This window comes from Cohnella yongneupensis (assembly GCF_042655785.1).
Lineage (GTDB): Bacteria > Bacillota > Bacilli > Paenibacillales > Paenibacillaceae > Cohnella > Cohnella yongneupensis.
The window spans coordinates 135083-148966 of record NZ_JBHSNC010000027.1 but is presented as its reverse complement, the minus strand read 5'-3'; the positions used below and the strand labels follow the sequence as shown (position 1 = coordinate 148966).

Below are 13884 nucleotides of genomic sequence, written 5' to 3'. Positions count from 1 at the left end.
GGCTATAAGGACATTATAGAGGATACGTTAGTTGCAAAACATACAATAACTTTTCGACTTTCGCCGGATCATGCAAACACCACCAATCCCCTGTTGTTGTGAACACGCGTTTATGATAACATAGTTCATTGTTCGTCTACTCCTACGAGTTCACACAATAAGAGGTGCTATACATGCAAACGGTTCAAGACCGAGAGCTTAAGCTATTCGGCCTTACCTGGCCGATTTTGCTGGAAAGCTTGCTATTCATGCTCATGGGCTCCGCCGACACGCTCATGCTTAGCGGCGTATCCGATGCCGCCGTATCGGCGGTCGGCGTCGCATCGCAATTTATATTCATCGCCATCCTCATTATCGGGGTCATCAACAACGGCGCGGACGTCGTCATCTCGCAATATCTCGGCTCCGGCAACCGGATGGAAGCGTCCAAAATTTCCGCGCTGACCGTCACGATGAATTTGCTTGCGGGACTTGCGCTTAGCCTGCTTTTCATCGCTTTCACGGAACCGCTCCTGCATCTGATGAATCTAGAAGAGGATACGTTCCATATCGCGGTAACGTACCTTCGACTCGTCGGCGGTTGGATCTTCTTCCAAGCGATCATCAATGCTCTGTCGGGTATCATTCGTACGTACGGCTACGCGAAAGAAGCAATGTACGTCGCGCTCGGTATGAACGTCGTCCACGTCGTCCTGAACTATTTGCTTATTTTCGGCAAGGCAGGGTTCCCGGAACTTGGGGTGGAAGGCGCCGCGATCTCGACGATTATTAGCCGCGGATTGGCGGTCGTCGTCTTCTTCTGGATGATGCTTCGGGTCGTCGACTATCGCATCGCTTTCAAGGATTATGTCACCTTCAGCAAGGATTACTTAGGCAAAATACTCAAGATCGGCATTCCGACGGCGCTGGAGTCCATTCTCTACCATACGTGCCAATCGGTCTTCCTGTACTACATAGCGACGTTGGGCGAGACGGCGCTCGCTTCGCGGCAATACGCGATGAACCTCTCGATGTATGTCTACGTCTTCAGCGCCGCCTGCGGAATGGGTACATCGATACTCGTAGGACGTTTCGTCGGCGGCGGACGTCCGGATGATGCTTACAAGCGTGTCTGGGTCAGCGCTCGCTGGAGCATCATGATCACGGTGGCGATCGATCTGCTCGCCATCGCGTTTCGGCACCCGCTCATCGGCATATTCACGGATGATCCCGCCATCTTGAAGCTGGCGACGCAGATGGTCATTCTCAGTCTCGTGCTGGAGACGGGACGCTCGCTCAACCTGGTGCTCGTTCCGGCGCTGCGGGCGGCCGGCGATGCGAAGTATACCGTCTATTGGGGCGTTATCTCCATGGTGTTCATGAGCTTGCCGCTCGGCTACTTCCTCGTGTTCGTGCTGGATATGGGACTCGCAGGCGTCTGGCTCGCGATCGCCGCGGACGAATGGGCGCGCGGTATTATTATGCTGTTCCGCTGGCGCAGTCAGGCTTGGAGAGGCAAAGCTCTCGTTACGGCAAGCTCGGTGCCGAATACGACGGTTGAGGCGTGACCTAAAACAAAAATCCCTTCATCCTTTATGGATGAAGGGATTTTTTGCTATGGCCCTGCGTTTATACTAGGAGCGTGCCGTCGGACTTAACCACATCAAGTCCACCGCTCCGCCTTTCGCGCGGACTTCGATCCGATGCTGTCCTCTCGCTAGAGGGAATGTGCCGGCTACGCTAACCGAGCTCCATCCTTCCGAAGCCGGCACTGCCTCGCCGATTACACTGTCATCCACGCATACGACTAAGCGTCCGGCTGTGTCTTCCGCCGATAATCTCAATTCAACGGACACCGCATAATCATCTTCCATCTCGAATTCATAGGCCAACCACTCGCCCGGCTCCAGATGAACGTATAACCAATCTTCGTCCTTCCACGGCTCGCCGCCCCCGTGCTGGAAGTTCGGGGCCGATTGCTCCCCGCGAGCCAGGAATCGGATATCCGTTCCGTCGCCGTCCCGGAACCCGATCGCGCTTGTCTCCCGCTTCAACCCGCCATATCTCCCAAAACCTATTCCTTCCTCCTTGTATCCGTAGAAAATAGCGGGAATCCGAACCGTCGGTCTGCGGAATAACGCATTAACGACGTCTGAATGGTAGTCGCAAGCTTCGATCGGCAAGTTATCCAGGTAAGCCCACAGGATACGTTCGGCCGTTGCCGGGGACGGCTTCTCGCCTCCCTCTAGATACGCAACAAGCAGCTCCCAGCCTTTCGGCTTACGTATGGAGCAAGGGGAATTGTCCGTGTCCATCTTCTTCCACGTCCAGAAATTCCACGAGATGTCATGATCCTCATATAGCCTGAAGGCGCCCGCGTACCAATCCTTGTTGTTCTCTCCGCCTTCGCCCATGAAGATCGGCACATCCCACTCGTCCCGCTTATCGAGAAATTTCTGAATGCTTTCGGTGTCCGGGTTGTTCCAGTACTTATGGAACTGCAGCATCAGGTTATCGTCCGGCTTCTCGTCGAAGATCGTCCAATCCGTTGCCCAATGCGCCCCCTCCAGAATTATCATGTGCCGCTGGTCTTCTTCCCGGATCGCCTTGATGATGTCGCGATACAAAGGCATAACCAGGGGGTTATATTGCGAGAACCAGTCCGGCAACGGCTCGTTAAGCAAGTCGTAACCCGCGACGATCCACTCGTCCTTGTACCGCTTTGCTAGCATGCGCCATAGCTCCACCGTCAGCCTGCGATTGTTCTCGTCCGTGAACAGCTCCGCAAGATCCCGCTCCGAGTCGTCGATATTCGTGCCGGTCTGCCCGCCGGGCGCGCCATGAAGATCGAGAACGACATAGAGCCGATATACGCGACACCAGTCTATCACTTGATCGAGTAAGCGTAAGCCGTTTTCCTTGAATACGGCCGTCTCGCCCTCCTCCATCAATACTCTCCAATGGATGGGCAGGCGCACCGAATTGAAGCCTTCCAGCGCGATCCGCTCGATATCCGCTCTCGAAATGTACCTATCATAATACAGCTGCCAGAACAGCTCCGACTTAGGCTCGCCGATTAACTCCGTAATCATCGCTTCGATCCGACGCGGCCTGTCGCCACCGCTCGGGAACCGCCACATGTAACCTTCCGGCAGCATCCAGCTTCCGAACCCGACGCCGCGAAGCAACACTTCGTCGCCCGCCTCGTTAACGAGCTTGCGGCCTTCTGCTCTCAAATAACCCCGTACGTCCTCGTTCACCCTTTGACCGCTCCTTCCGCGATGCCGTTTAAGATGTATTTTTGCAAGACCAAGTAGAAGATAATGACCGGCAGCATCGCCAGCACGAGAGAAGCCAAGATCGCCGACCAGTCGTTGTTGCCGTATTGTCCAAACAACATGTTGGTAGAGAGCAATAACGTATATTGGTCCATCCTCGTGATCATCAATAAGGGCAACAGGAAGTCGTTCCACATCCATAGCAAGTTCAAGATGGCGACCGTGGCGGTAATCGGAAGCAACAACGGGAAAATAACCGAGGCGTACAACCGAACTTCGCTGCACCCGTCGATCATTGCCGCTTCATCCAATTCCCGTGGAATCGTCTTGACGAACCCATGGTAGAGGAAGATTGCCATCGGTACGCCGAGCCCGACGTATATTAGTCCAAGTCCGACCGTCGACCCTTGCACGTGCAAGCGATCGGCGATGATCGTAAGAGAGATCATGATCGAGTGGAAAGGTATGAGCATGGACATGACGAAGAGACCGAACAAGAATGCGCTCAGTTTGCCCGGCGTCCGCGACAGCTTGTAACCCGCCAAAGAAGCGCACACGATAATGCCGAATAAGCCTACCGCCGCTACCGTAACCGTGTTGCCCAGAGCGTGCATGAACCGAATTTTCTTATAGGCGTCCGCGTAATTGCCGAACTCCAGCTTCGATGGGATCGAGAGGATGTTGTTCATCATGTCCCCTTCGGTCTTCAGAGAGTTCAATACGCCCATCAAGATCGGAAATAACGTGAACAAAGCGCCTAACAGCAACAGTAGCCGGATGAAGTTCGACCGAAGCTTCATGCTTCCATCTCCCTTCTCTTCATGACCGTCAGCTGCACCATCGTGATCGCGAATACGACCGCGAACAGGATCATCGCTTTGGCGCTCGCGTAACCGAACCGGTTGCTGAAGGAGAAAGCTTCTTCATAGATGTTCATCGAGATGACCTGAGTAGCTCTTCCCGGCCCGCCGCCTGTCAACGCGAAAACGGCTTCGAACACTTTGAACGAGCTGTTCAGCGTCAGGAACAGTCCGATCGTTACAGCGGGATAGATCATCGGAAGCGTCACGTTGCGGAACACCTGGAATGGCGTTGCTCCGTCGATTTCCGCCGCTTCCTTCAATGATTGCGGTACATTCTGCATAGCGGCAATGTAAATGACCATCAGGTACCCGACTCCGCCCCACAGCGACAGAATCAGAATAGCGTAGAAGCTGTAGTTCGGGTCGCCAATCCACGACTGATCCAAGAAGCGCAAGCCCAACTTCGCAGCGACGACCGGCAGCACCTTCGTGAAGATGAACATCCACATGAACCCGCCGATGATCAAGCTGATCATGTTCGGCATGAAAAATATCGTTCTGAACCATACCTTGCTTCGTCCGCGGGATTCAACGAACACCGCGAGCGCAAGGGAGATGACGTTCTGCAAGATAACCATGAAAATCACGTACTTAAGCGTAAACCAGATCGAGTCGATAAAAGATCCGTCTTGCGTAAAAGCCTCCGTGTAATTGGAGAATCCCACCATATGGTAGGTGGGATTCAATCCGTTCCAGTCTGTCAGGCTGTACCACGCGCCCCCGAAAGCGGGGGCTAGCGTGAATACGGCGTAGAACAACAGCGCAGGGAATATGAAGGCGATTAAGGTGACCGCGCGTCTGCGTTTTCTCGTCGATGCCGATGTCGATGTCACTGTCCTCACTCCCCGTAAACGGCTTCTCTATTATTGTCCGGCAACCTTGATCGCTTTGGCCCACGTCTGATCCATCGTCTTAATGAACTCGTCCTTGGACACGTCCTTGGTATAGTAGCTTTGCAGCAGCTTCGCTTGTTCGTCCGTAACTCCCGGCGGCATTTGAAGATCCAAATACGCTTTGCCTTGGGAGACGTAAGACGTCGCTTCTTCGATCCAAGGGAACGTCTCGTAGCTATGCACGGTCGCGATCGGATTGAACTTCAGTTCCTCGAACAATGCCGAAGATTCTTTGTCGTCGAGAATGAAGTTGACCAAATCTTTGGCGACCTCGGGATTTTTGCTCGACGAGGATACCGCTAGCGAAGTGGAAGTCGCCAGATTGATCATCGTGCCGGCCGGATTGTTGCTGACCGGAAGCGGCGCTACCCCGAATTCGAAGTCCGGCTTCGCCTTGAGGATCGACTCGGCCATCCACGGACCTTGGATCCACATCGCGGCTTTGCCGTTGGCGAAGTCCGTGGAGCCTTGACCGCTGCCGACTTCGAACGGCTTGGCGCTGCCGTTGGCGTTGATCAGATCGATAATATCGAAGATACCGGAAATATCGGCGTACGAAGCCTCGCCCTTGCTCATCTTGGCGATCCAATCCGGATGCTCGGAGGACACGAGTCCGCCGATGGAGAGCGCCGTCATTAACTGCGGAACCCACGATTCTTGATACGCGAGCAGGAACGGGGTCACCTTGGCGGCGTTCAGCTTGTCGACGACGGCTTTCATCTCGTCCAACGTTTGCGGAGGCGTGATGCCGTTGTCCGCGAACATCTTCTTGTTGTACAGATAGCCCCACGACAAGCTTTCCATCGGAACCGCGAGCACTTTGCCGTCCAGCGTGACGGTCTGCTTCACCCCGTCGTACAGCTTGCCGACGAACGGCTGATCGGATAGGTCGGTCAAGTAACCGGCTTTATAATAGCTCGGAATGTCTTGCGTCGCATGAAGGTCGAATACGTCCGGCGCATCTCCGGATGCCAGCCGAGCTTTCAGCACGTCTTTGGCTTGCTCCGGCGCGGGCATTTCCAAGTTGATCGTCACGTCGATATTTTTGTCCGCGAGCTCCTTGGCTTTGAACTTCTCGAAGTACTTATCGAACTGATCCTTGAACCGCGGAGCGCCGATGAAGACGTTCAGCTCGACTTCCTTAGCCTCTGCTTGGGATGCGGGAGCGCTGGAGGATGGGCTTGCCGGCGGGCTAGCGGCATCGGTGCTGGCAGGCGCGCTGCTGGACGCTTCGTTGTTCGAATCGTTGTTGCTGCAGGCAGCCAATATCGCCGTCGTCATGAGAAGAGCAACACCGAGATTAAGCGCTTTCTTCATTGTCTATTCCCCCTGATTGATTGTGGATGCCTCTTCATTGTAGGAGAAGGATACCGCTCTCATCATTCGAGGATATTGTTATCTTTTATTGCACGATTTTGATGCGCTTCTCTCTGCTTCACCCAATCACCCGGCGTGATGCCGAACTGCTTCTTGAATACCCGGTAAAAATACGCGATGTCCGTATACCCCGTCAGCTCGGCGGCATGCTTGATCGGCAACCCGCCCTCCATCATCTCCTGCGCCTTGTTCATCTTCAACTGCACGATATAATCCGTCATGTTCCGTCCCGTATGCGCCTTGAACGATCGGCTCAAATGCTCCTTCGATACGTGAAAATAGTTAGCGACCGTGTCCAAAGTGATGTTGTCTTGAAAATGGCGGTCGATGAACAAAGTCACGTCCGACAGATCCAATCGGTTGCGGTTGTGGCGAAAAGCGATCGCATCCTTCAACACTTCCTCGTAAATGTAGGCAAGCGAATCGATCGTCCCGTCGAACGAATACCCGCCGCGGTCCCATACCTGCTTCAGAACGATCTCGTTCTCTGCAGCGAACTCTTCGACAAGTAGAATCAAGTCTTGAGCGATCTTCGCAAGCATTCGTTCGTCGAGTTTGCGAAGGCATTCTTGAACGCCTTCCGCGTCCAACTCCAGTAAGCTGTTGCGCAATTGCTTGCGAATGTTCAAATACCGGTCGCGTTGCTCCGGTTGCTCGAATACGGAATATTCCACGTTCGCGCGCGCGTAGTCAGCGCTCCTGCTCCGATCCAGTTCCACGCCGCACTTGGCCAACGCCACGTTCAGTTCATTCGGATCGATCGGCTTGAGCAAATAGTCCGTCGCTCTGGACGTGACGGCTTGCTTCAGGTAGACGAAGTCGTCATAGCCGCTGATCACGATGATTTTAATAACCGGAAACTTCTCGTTAATCGCCTTAAGCAATCCGACGCCGTCCAACCCGGGCATTCTCATATCGGTAATGACGATGTCCGGATTTAACGATTCGATCAGACGCAACCCCGTGTTGCCGTCTTCCGCTTCGCCCGCGATCGTCAAGTTCAGTTTCTCCCACTCGCCTAGCGACTTCACGACTTCTCGCGACCAGGGCTCGTCGTCAATGATCAGAACTCGGTACATTACTATTCTCTCCTCTCCATTCCAGCGGCAGAGCGATCGCAATCAACGTGCCATGCCCTTCTTGGCTGAAAATTCTGACGCGATATCGGTTTCCGTAACGCAATCGCAACCTGGAATCGACGTTTTTGAGGCCGATCCCTTGGCGACGCTTCGGCCCGTCATTCTCCGATGGCGGAGGAGGACTGTCGGTTTGGCCCAGAACGTCTAGACGAATTTGCGCTAACCGTTCGCGCGTCATCCCTACTCCGGCATCTTTGATCAGGAAAGCTAGGCGCGTTCCCGCTCGTACGATCCGTATTTCCAAGTTCCAGCGTCCTTCTTGCCTCTGCAAGCCGTGTTCGAACGCGTTTTCCACGAGCGGTTGAAGCGTGAACTTCGGCAGCCGGATTTCCGGACCTTCATAACGGTTGATCAAGCTTACCTGGCATCTGCCGGCGAACCGCTGCTGCTGGATGTATAAGTAGTTGTTCATATGCTTAAGCTCGTTATCCAAGGACACCAGTTCCTCGTCGCCTTCGATCGAATAACGAAGCAGATCCCCGATCACCTTCGTCACTTGGTAAATCTCCGGCGCCTTCTTGGCTAACGCCATGCCGCCGATCATATGAAGCGTATTGTTCAAGAAGTGAGGATTGATCTGCGCCTGTAGAGCGGCAAGCTGCGCGTTCTTGACATCGATCTCCCGCTGGTATTCGTGCTCGATCAACACTTTCACCCGTTGAACCAAAGAGTTATACCCGCGTTCGAGAAGACCGATCTCATCCCTCGTATTCACGGACGTGTACGCCAATTGGTTCGGATCCGCCATTCGCATCTTCTTGGCCAGTCGCACGATCGGACGGCTAATCCGCAACGAGACTAGAACCGACAGCAGCAACGAAGCTACCGCGAAAAGCAGCCCGGTGACGATACCGGCTCGGATCGTGGAGTTTGCGCTTTGCTGCACCGCGGAGATGGGGATCGCCTTAATGATCGTGAGCTCGCCGTCGTCGACTTTTTTCAGAAAGTAGAAGAACTGGTCCGTCTTGAAGAACCGAGGCTTGGATTCGAATGAACGTAACTGGCTCGCCATCGAGATCGCCTCGGAAGGCAACCCGCCGTTAGAAGCACCGGATAACGTTAACAGCTCCGCGCGGTCATTGATCAGATAGACGGAGCTTTCGTTCTCGGACAGCAAAATCCCGTTAACTTCCTTCCACACCTCGTTGTCGATGCGCACCGATAATCCGCCCATCATCTGCCGATCCTCGAAACGATTGATACTATGATAGGCGTAGATGCCTTCATTCGAAGGCTCGAGATAGAGATTGATCGGCCCTTCGTTCATCCGTTGCCAGCTTCCGCCTTCTATATTCAAGGGGTACAAGGCGCCGCTCCCCGAGAAGTCCACCGAATAAGCCAATTGCTTGGGATGCATGTACAACGTAAACTCTTCGAAGCGCCGGGAGTTGGAATAGAGGAAAGAAGTGAGCGCGGTTCGAATCTCGTTCTGGCTGCGGGATTGCACGCCCGGGTCCTGGCTGTCCACCTCTTCCATGCTCTGCATCAGCTTCTCGTTAATCTGCAAGCTCGTGAACACGGACTCGACCTGTTGAACCATCTCGCCCAAGTACTGCTCCGCCCACAACATCCGCGACATGTTGGCGTTTACGATCTCCGTCTTCACGGACTCCCGCGTATTCAGCGTCGCGATCCAAGTGACCGTCAGCACGGGTAACGTCGTTAAGCAAATCATTAAGATCATCAATCGAAGGCGTATACTTAGACGCTTCATGCAAACCCTCCTCGACCGATTCGTCATATGCCGTGTCCAAGGTATTCGAGGCTATGGAGCAACAATCCTCCATGCGAAAATTGTACTTTATTGATGCAGGTAATTGAATTATATTGATGCGATTGAATGCAGAAGGAGCATGCCGCTGAAATTAGCCGACATGCTCCTTCTATTATTTCCCTTACGACTCTCTCTCCAACGCCACGCTCAGCGTCCACCGATTCGTCGAGTTAGCTTGAACCTGCTTGACCTTCCCCAAGCGATGCGCGGTATGCACGCTATCCATATAACCGGAAGCAGGCTCGATCGCGAACGTATAATCGCCGAAACCGCCATAGTGAGCCCAGATCGCCAAATAAGGGGTTTCCTCGGGAACGAAGCGAAACACGATCCGCTCGCCCGTCGCCGGATCCGCCAAGCCGGCGCACCCTTCGCGGAGCGGATCCGCGAAGTAATATTTCTCCGCCGCGTCGCCTGCAGCGCTCTCGACGACGGACAAGTTTACGTCCCCGCCATCGCTTGAAGAAGCGATCGGAAACCGTGCGTAATCCAACTGCTTACCTAACCTTCCATGATGGGAATGGGCGATCTGGATTCGCCCCTGCTCCGGCTCCGTGAGCAGCTTCATGCCGGGACTGATTCGCAATAGCGGATGCGCCGCCCATAAGTAGGAAAATACGTGCGATGTCGGATTATTCAACCGATACTCGATCCGCAACGCTTCACCTGCGAGCGTTATGAGCTTGCTTAAGCGCTTATCTACCAGTGAGACGATCCTCCCGCCTCTGGCCGGGACGACGCGAACGGTCAACAGCTCGTTCTCTCCGAGCACGCCTGCGTAACCTTGCTCCGTATATTCGCTCCATGAGACCTGTCCCACCGCTGCCAGCCCTCCACTTAAGCCCTAATCACGATCTCGTACACCGGCACCGCGCTGACGGAACCGATATCGGCGATCAATTCCTTGGCCGACTCGTTCCAGCCCGCCATTGTCGTATTGCTGTTGACGACCGTGCCCTTACGAATCGGAGATACGTACACGTACATTCCCTTATCCAGCAATCGCTCCTCGAACCGCTTCAGTCCGATCTCCCACGTCGTGCCGTTGCAGAAGTTATCGCTGATCAGCTCTCCGTCGATGAAGGCATAGCCGATATCGCCCGAATAGTCGATTCGCAGCAGCGCTTCCTTCACGCCGTCGAGCGACCCCGAGGCAAACGCAAGCACCGCACGTTCGTTCTTGACCTTCTCGAGCGTGAACGAAATGTCCCGCCTTGGAGCCCGTAGCTCGTACGAAGCGAATAGTCCGTCCGTCGATTGCCCGACTAACGAGGCACCGCTAATCTCCCCGAGCGGCGAATCGAAATCGGGGAACACGCGCAGCGAGACGTTTTCCTCATCCGTAGATTCGAGCTTGATTTCATTTCCCGACATGAGCAGATTGGCGCCCGTAAAGACGATTCGCTCTCTGCCGAGCAGATGGACTTTCCAGAAGTCCAAGCTGCTCTCGTCCGTCATCGTGTAGATCATAATGCCTTTGCCGTCATCTAATTGCAGACGAATGAGGCTTTCCTTGAGCTCTTCCACGCGGATATAAGTGACTGCCTCCTGCCGGTCGACGATGCCATGATCGACTTCGACGCGGGTCAGGCCAGCAGACTCAATCGCGTACTCGGGCCTCATGCCGCGCGGCGTTACGAAGAAGTAGTACGTCTCCTCGCCGACTTCTATTTTCGTTACAAGCTGGGTCGTTGCGTACTTCAACTTGATGCCGCCCAGATCGAAGTTGTAAGGCAACATAGCGAAGCTTTCGCTAGCTAGCGTTAGATCACCTTCGTTCGGTAGCGTAATCGTCTCGTCGGGCAGATCGATGCTAACGTTAAACCCGCTCAGCTCGCGGTTGTCGACATGGTCTTGGAAGTTGTTCAAGAACAAATATCCCGAGCCCTCGTGCGATCGGATCGCATACCGAAGCGTATCCACGTCGTAAGGATCCATCCTCGACGTATCGCCCGGCAAGATCGTCTTCGTCAAAGCGAACGTCTTCTGGAACGTCGTCAAGAAGTAATGCTGCAGCTTCGTCCGCTTGTACGATTCCCGCACTTGCCCGAACTCTCCGATCGGCGCACTGAAGTCGTACGATAGCTTCGGCGTCGCCAAATCGTTCGTATACGGGTTGACCGTTCCCTTCGGATTCGTGCCGCCATGGTACATGTAGTACCCCGGCAAATTGCAGCCTTCCGCGACTTTCATAACCGTCATCGCCGGTACGCTCTTGTACGGAACCTTGAACCGGTATTTGTAAAATTGGACCATCCCGCCGCCCATTTCGCAACAAGCGTACGGGTAGTCCTCGGGCGCGTAAAACGGCTCGAAGTTGTAGCTCTTCGGAATGTCGTTATTGTGTTTGTCGCGGAAAATATATTCCGGCGTAGCCGGATGCTCCTTCACGCCCGCGAACCGATCTTCCTCGTAATAGATCCACGGCCAATACGCGTACCCGCCCCATAGCGGCAGCATGTCCGGCACAGGCGTCGTCGCGCCGCCCCAACCCGTGCACGTATAGATCGGCGTGTCGATTCCCGCTTCCAGCGCCATCTCCTTGAGCTTCATCATGTGGGCGTTGCCGTCAGAGCCGCCGTTCAGCCACATGTTGTTAATGCCCACCGTCATGCCCCATTGCGCGGACGAATGGTTGTGCTCGTTCTCGATCTGGGTGCCGATGACCGGTCCGCCTTCTTTATACAACAAGCCTTGTACCTGCTTGCCGATCTCGTTATATAGCCGTCTCGCGTAGGCCAAGTACCCTTCGTCGTTGGATCGCACCTCGAACGGACGTCCGAATAGCCAGTCGGGAAGCCCGCCGTTGCGAATTTCCCCATGGTCGAACGGTCCGATGCGAATGATGGCGTACACGCCGTGCTTGCCGCATAGCTCGATAAACCTGCGCAAATCTTTGTTGCCGCCCCACTCGAATACGCCTTCGACTTCCTCGTGCAAGTTCCAGAAAATATACGTAGCGACGATGTTGACGCCACCCATCTTGATCTTAATAATCTCGTCTTCCCAACAACGTTCGTCGTAGCGGGAATAATGGAATTCGCCGCAGATGCCGATGAACGGCTCGCCGTCTTTTTCCATGTAATAGTTCGTAAATCCGATGCTTTCGCCGGATGGGCTCGAGCCGCCCAGCTTAATGTGACCGGAGAAAATAGACTTCTTATCGTCCTTAACCGCAATACGGTAGTTGATCATCTAAATAACCCCTCTCTAATCTGATTGCCGTAACTCGCCGGGAGCGCCCGACTTCGCCGACGCCAACGAATCAAGAAAGCCGCGCTCCTAACGACTTCGTCGCAGACGAGCGCTACGAACGCGCCCATAAGCCCCCAACCGGCAGTCACGCCGAGAACATACGCGCCGCCGGCGGTTAATGCCCACATGCCGAATACGGACAACGCCGCGACGAATCTCGCCTCTCCGACTACGTTAAGCGATCCGGAAACGCAGTACCCGATCACTCTTAACGGTTGGTAACCGATGAATAGCGCCAAGATCGGCAAGCAAATGCGTTTGATTCCCGCGTCCGCGGTGAACAACGACAAGATCGGTTCTCCCATCCCGAATAGGATGGCGGACACCAACAAGCATAGCCCCACACCGACGCCAGTCGCCCTGCTCAAGCTCTTGTTCACTTCTCCATGCTTAGCCGCGCCGTATAGTTGCCCGATTCGGATTTGCAAGCCCGTGCCGAGTGCCGCCGCGATGACCCAGATGAACTGCTGAATCGTCTGAATATAGGAATAGGCGGCAAGCGACGCTGCTCCCATAGACGAGATAACCGAGATCAGAATGACTTGGGAATAACCCCAGGAGATCGCGGTGAAAGAAACCGGCACGCCGATCTGCATTACTTCGCGCAGAAGCGGACGATCCAGTCTAAGCCACTCTTTGGCGACCCAATGCGGCCGGAACGTGTGCCAGAGCAGCAGAACCGACACGGCCAGCGCCGCGATCCGGCTGATCGTCGTCGATATAGCGGTTCCTTGAATGCCCATCTCGAGGAACATTCCGACGCCGAATATAAGCATATAATTAAGCGCTAGATGCAGCCCGTTCATGCCAAGCGTCACGTACATCGGGCTCCTTGTGTTGCCGGTATTGCGGACGATCGTATTGATCACGGTGTGCAGCAACACGATGACCGTATTGGCGCCGACGATCGACAAATAACTTTCCGCGAGCGGGCGCACCGAGTCGGGCGTACCCATTAATCGAAGAATAGACGATGCTCCGAATAGAAAGACGATGCTGGCGATCAGGCCCATGACCGCATTCGCTTGAACGGCGAGCACGGAAGTCCGCCTTGCTTCGTCCTTGCGTTCGCCTCCCCATTTTCTCGCGATAACGACTCCTATTCCTGCATTGATCATGGAGAAGAGGGTCATCCCCGACAGAATGACTTGGTTCGATAAGCCGACGGCAGATACCGAGTCGTCCCCTAACCGGCTGACCATACCCGTATCTACCGCTCCCATTAGGAACTGCAGAAGCAGCTCGATGCCGATAGGCCAAGACAACATCCATAAACTCAAAGTATTGCGACGCTCTTGCTGCGGTTGTACCGTTCCCATAGCGCCC

General features: G+C 54.5%; 10 protein-coding genes. 1 reads left to right on the top strand and 9 read right to left on the bottom strand.

Annotation, left to right across the window (positions count from 1 at the left end; translation table 11 throughout):
• Window positions 1-173 precede the first annotated feature (173 nt).
• Window positions 174-1547 carry an MATE family efflux transporter gene (locus tag ACFPQ4_RS09620; RefSeq protein ID WP_378111604.1) on the top strand — a complete coding sequence of 458 codons (1374 nt, stop codon included), beginning with the start codon at window positions 174-176 and terminating at the stop codon, window positions 1545-1547.
• Window positions 1548-1613: 66 nt separating this feature from the next.
• Here ACFPQ4_RS09620 and ACFPQ4_RS09615 read toward each other — a convergent pair whose 3' ends face one another.
• From ACFPQ4_RS09615 to ACFPQ4_RS09575, 9 genes are all read right to left on the bottom strand, one after another.
• Window positions 1614-3239, bottom strand: coding sequence for a cellulase family glycosylhydrolase (locus tag ACFPQ4_RS09615; protein WP_378111603.1), 1626 nt, complete (start codon window positions 3237-3239; stop codon window positions 1614-1616).
• Window positions 3236-4057 carry a carbohydrate ABC transporter permease gene (locus tag ACFPQ4_RS09610; protein WP_378111602.1) on the bottom strand — a complete coding sequence of 274 codons (822 nt, stop codon included), beginning with the start codon at window positions 4055-4057 and terminating at the stop codon, window positions 3236-3238. The genes ACFPQ4_RS09615 and ACFPQ4_RS09610 overlap by 4 nt, the downstream gene beginning before the upstream one ends.
• Window positions 4054-4953, bottom strand: coding sequence for a carbohydrate ABC transporter permease (locus ACFPQ4_RS09605; protein ID WP_378111601.1), 900 nt, complete (start codon window positions 4951-4953; stop codon window positions 4054-4056). The genes ACFPQ4_RS09610 and ACFPQ4_RS09605 overlap by 4 nt, the downstream gene beginning before the upstream one ends.
• A gap of 30 nt (window positions 4954-4983) precedes the next feature.
• Window positions 4984-6330, bottom strand: a complete 1347-nt coding sequence (locus ACFPQ4_RS09600) for an ABC transporter substrate-binding protein (RefSeq protein WP_378111600.1) — start codon at window positions 6328-6330, stop codon at window positions 4984-4986.
• A gap of 62 nt (window positions 6331-6392) precedes the next feature.
• On the bottom strand, window positions 6393-7469 hold the full coding sequence (locus tag ACFPQ4_RS09595) for a response regulator transcription factor (RefSeq protein ID WP_378111599.1): 1077 nt from the start codon (window positions 7467-7469) through the stop codon (window positions 6393-6395).
• Window positions 7447-9243 carry a sensor histidine kinase gene (locus ACFPQ4_RS09590; RefSeq protein WP_378111598.1) on the bottom strand — a complete coding sequence of 599 codons (1797 nt, stop codon included), beginning with the start codon at window positions 9241-9243 and terminating at the stop codon, window positions 7447-7449. The genes ACFPQ4_RS09595 and ACFPQ4_RS09590 overlap by 23 nt, the downstream gene beginning before the upstream one ends.
• A 181-nt stretch (window positions 9244-9424) precedes the next feature.
• Window positions 9425-10123, bottom strand: coding sequence for an aldose epimerase family protein (locus tag ACFPQ4_RS09585; protein ID WP_378111597.1), 699 nt, complete (start codon window positions 10121-10123; stop codon window positions 9425-9427).
• Between the two features lie 17 nt (window positions 10124-10140).
• Window positions 10141-12498 carry a beta-galactosidase gene (locus ACFPQ4_RS09580; protein WP_378111596.1) on the bottom strand — a complete coding sequence of 786 codons (2358 nt, stop codon included), beginning with the start codon at window positions 12496-12498 and terminating at the stop codon, window positions 10141-10143.
• The gene (locus tag ACFPQ4_RS09575; protein ID WP_378111595.1) at window positions 12495-13877 is read right to left on the bottom strand and encodes an MATE family efflux transporter; all 1383 of its coding nucleotides are present in this window, start codon (window positions 13875-13877) and stop codon (window positions 12495-12497) included. The genes ACFPQ4_RS09580 and ACFPQ4_RS09575 overlap by 4 nt, the downstream gene beginning before the upstream one ends.
• Window positions 13878-13884 lie beyond the last annotated feature (7 nt).

What these genes read in the sequence shown, in the direction of transcription:
- ACFPQ4_RS09620 (WP_378111604.1), top strand. Translation starts at nt 174, where the DNA reads ATGCAAACGGTTCAAGACCGAGAGCTTAAGCTATTCGGCCTTACCTGG.
- ACFPQ4_RS09610 (WP_378111602.1), bottom strand. Translation starts at nt 4,057, where the DNA reads ATGAAGCTTCGGTCGAACTTCATCCGGCTACTGTTGCTGTTAGGCGCT.
- ACFPQ4_RS09600 (WP_378111600.1), bottom strand. Translation starts at nt 6,330, where the DNA reads ATGAAGAAAGCGCTTAATCTCGGTGTTGCTCTTCTCATGACGACGGCG.
- ACFPQ4_RS09595 (WP_378111599.1), bottom strand. Translation starts at nt 7,469, where the DNA reads ATGTACCGAGTTCTGATCATTGACGACGAGCCCTGGTCGCGAGAAGTC.
- ACFPQ4_RS09590 (WP_378111598.1), bottom strand. Translation starts at nt 9,243, where the DNA reads ATGAAGCGTCTAAGTATACGCCTTCGATTGATGATCTTAATGATTTGC.
- ACFPQ4_RS09580 (WP_378111596.1), bottom strand. Translation starts at nt 12,498, where the DNA reads ATGATCAACTACCGTATTGCGGTTAAGGACGATAAGAAGTCTATTTTC.
- ACFPQ4_RS09575 (WP_378111595.1), bottom strand. Translation starts at nt 13,877, where the DNA reads ATGGGAACGGTACAACCGCAGCAAGAGCGTCGCAATACTTTGAGTTTA.